The organism is Oleiphilus sp. HI0117, assembly GCF_001635235.1.
This window is the reverse complement of sequence record NZ_LWGA01000787.1, coordinates 1-3329: the sequence shown is the minus strand read 5'-3', so window position 1 is coordinate 3329 and position 3329 is coordinate 1. Positions and strand designations below refer to the sequence as shown.

The 3329-nt window shown below is 43.3% G+C and carries 4 protein-coding genes; all 4 read right to left on the bottom strand.

Annotated elements, in window-relative coordinates:
* The coding region (locus A3757_RS12840) for a hypothetical protein (RefSeq protein ID WP_068739741.1) at positions 1–684 on the bottom strand (684 nt) is incomplete at its 3' end.
* Between the two features lie 9 nt (positions 685–693).
* Entirely contained in the window at positions 694–1158 is a 465-nt protein-coding gene (locus A3757_RS12835; protein WP_068567298.1) for a hypothetical protein, read from the bottom strand.
* An 89-nt stretch (positions 1159–1247) separates the two neighbouring features.
* The gene (locus A3757_RS12830; protein WP_068567300.1) at positions 1248–2165 is read right to left on the bottom strand and encodes a sugar kinase; all 918 of its coding nucleotides are present in this window, start codon (positions 2163–2165) and stop codon (positions 1248–1250) included.
* Positions 2166–2206: 41 nt separating this feature from the next.
* On the bottom strand, positions 2207–3226 hold the full coding sequence (locus tag A3757_RS12825) for an SPFH domain-containing protein (protein ID WP_068567302.1): 1020 nt from the start codon (positions 3224–3226) through the stop codon (positions 2207–2209).
* Between the last annotated feature and the right edge of the window lie 103 nt (positions 3227–3329).

Sequence of the window (3329 nt, the reverse complement as noted above, 5' to 3'; positions counted from 1 at the left end):
ATAATCACGGCAGGTTATCACCCACCTTGCCGGATTGTTTTGCTTGGCTTGCGCAGTCTTTATAAACTCCAGTAAACCATCGTCTTCCGGACTCTTATTCAAGATATTCTCTTCCGTGTCACGACTTGCGGGCGACTCCTTGCGCTCGTGATTTGCAGAAGGTAAATCATTAATTGCGGCTCGCATACGAGTTAATCTTTCAGCCCTATAATCGTCAGGTCGATTGCCCGGCATTGCGCTAACCGCAGCATTCAGCCATGCATTAACATCAGCACATACCCGATCATTCTCGCTTGGATCAATGATTTCAGTATCTGAGTAAGCCAAGGCCTCTTTTACTTGATCCTCAACAGGCAATTTGGGGTCAGCAATGACCAGCCCAAAGATTGGAAAAGAAGCACCACTCTGAATTTCATCCATACGATCAATCACCCACTTTCTAGCGTCATCTTCGTTTGGAAACCTCCGCACCTCTTTCCAGTAAAAAGAATCGGGTATTTGTATTGATTCGCCGCTCTTGAGGTAGCAGGTAATTTGAGAGCTTTCTTCGGGTAGGTAGGCGCGATCAGATTGAAGTAACTCTAACGCTTCTCTGAATGTTTCTATAGGTTGAGGAAAATGATCCCTCATATCAAAAGCTCTAAAGCACAAGATATCCGGATGCTGTGTGGTTGGATGATTCATACCTGTCCTCTAGTCTTGGCCTATGTTTCTGAAATAGTGCTTCACTTCTAACCAGTTTTTAAACTGCGAGCTTCCGTACTGAATAAGTGCCCCGCCAAATGATTCCTGCCCTCGGCCTTCTCTTCGGTCATCTATCAAGTAGTCACCCTTCAATAGGTTCTTGTGATAAGAAATAATCAAGCGATGTACGTGCTCGGAACCCAAATGCTGCTCTACCCAAAGACGCTTTTCTGAATAGCACATAGGGTTGCACAGTGAAGGAGCTGTTAGGATGTAGACATCAAAATTCGCTTGTTCACATAGCCACTTAAACACTGATATTGCATCTTTGATGGGCTCAAGCGACTGATAAAACCCTTTTTGGCTTTGCGGGTAAGCAAGTTCTGGGCTTTGGACGATAGAGCAGTCGTAGGCTTTTGTGTAAGCACACAAGGTATCGTCAAGGTCCACATATATGATTACTTTTTCTGCCATAACGCTTACTCACCTTCGCTCTATAATTTTTTCAACGCTTGAATATTTCTTACTATAAACACCAAAGCGACATCATGTGTCGGGCATAGTTAGTTGGTGATTAAATTACCCTGTCTCTCTGCTACTTTGATGGTTGCCAGGCAACCAGAGTTAAACTGTATAAAATCATCTTCGATGCCGTCAGAGAAAATGACACCATTTTCCGGCATATATGACTCAAGCCCTAAAGGTTCGCTACCTTTAATCTCGCCATAAACGCACTGTGTTCCAGTTGTCTGGCTTGGAAAGGGTTCGCGTACTGCAAACTTCAAACGCTGCTCGCTCCAATCGAATATTTCCTTTTGGGCTTCATTCGCCATACCAGCAACACCGCTAGCTCCGGTAACGATAGACTGAAGCCAACCACTTGAACCTAAGCCGGTTGAAACGATAATACCTGATGAACTTTGCACTTCTTCCATCTGGTTCCAACGTATGCAGTAACGTGCAGACGTATGCGACTTAGGACCAATAAACAAATCATTCACCGCATAAATAACTTGTCCGTCATTAGTACTCGCCTGAGCCAAAGTGATATTTTTGCTTGATAACTTGCCCTTCGTTGTTCTTGTCACAACTTCTTTCAACTGCGCTAGCTCAAAAGGAAGCAGTACGCCGTCCCACCGTTTAGGGTCAGGATTAATCGCTATTAAAGGCTGTCGATTTAAGTACTTTAAGGTGTTTGCGACTAAACCATCCTGACCGATCACTACCACAACATCGGTTTGACCAAATTGATACGACGTTAGCATCGAGCGTTCAATACGCTGAAAGCGACCTAAGGTACGTAGAATACTTTCCGCTTCTTGAATCTGACTCTGATAGCGTACGTTTTCATCCAGGTAATCTTGAACATTGACCTGATTGTGCTCCAGATAAAACTTGGCCTGAGCCCAGCTATTGAAGCGCTCGACCAACTCTTGCAATCGAGTCTTTCGGGTTACTAGCACAAAGGTACAATCGTTCATGTCATTTACTCTTCTTAGTCATTAAATTCAAAGTCAATTTATCAAGCCACATTTCGTTTCATCATTTGGCCGAACAAATCTGGCGTAATCGTCAATTCACCAATTTTGCCAGCGTTCTGTGCTAACGATTCAAACGCCATGGCCATCAGCTGATCTGGCTCCATATTGGCTAAGGCCATTGCTTTTAAGTTCTCTACAGGTAAGGTTTTAAACGCTTCCATTTTTGAGGCAATTGCATAGCTCTCAACATCCGCCTCAGTCCGATTATTCTCAGCACTGCGCATAACAAGGTCTTTACGTTGCTCCTCTCTATCAATTTCTGCCTGCAAAGATTCCTGCTCTATTTGCGCTTTGCTGGCTAAAAGTGCACGTTCGTTTGCAACTCTCTGCTCCGCCATAAGTTGTTCTTTTTGCTGAACAGACATATCCGTTTCAAGCTCTGCCTCTTTGATCATACGTTCTTGCTCTACAGACGCTTTGCGACGACCGTATGTTGCATCATCTGACTGCTTAAGTATCTCTTCTCTTGCCACTGCCTCCAAAGCTTTCATAGTTTCTGGCGTAGGGGTAATGGCGGTGATTGAAATATCCAAAACCATCAAGCCCATTTCATCCAAAGAAGGGTCATTACTAACAGCCTTTCTTAATAGCTCTACCAATGATTGAACGGCAACTAAGGACTCCCTTAAGCTACACTTCTGAATATTGCTTTGCGCAGTCGTCTGTAACTTTCGAATTACACGATCACTCAATTTCATTGGGTCATCAGAAATAAATGACTCACCGTTTTTGGCCAAGGAAAAGTTCAACATATCTGCCGTCTTTTCTGCCGACTCAACCCTAAAGCTGACCTGCCCTTGAACACGAACAGATTGATAGTCTGCCGTTTGCAAGCCAAAGATAAACGGCGCTTCTTGCACGTTGACAGGTAGCGCTGCGATCGATGTCGTTGCTGGGCTATAAAAGAAACTTAAACCCTTACCTTTCTTTCGAACCTTGCCATTTACAGTTTTAATCACAAATGTTGATGCATCCGCTTTGTAATATTTGATACCTAACATAATCGATTCCTCTAAGGTTGTTTTTAATTCATTTAGTGTCTATATGTCACTTTTAAACAATAGTGTCTTATAGTTACTTTTTAGTCAAGCTAAAAGTGTCGAA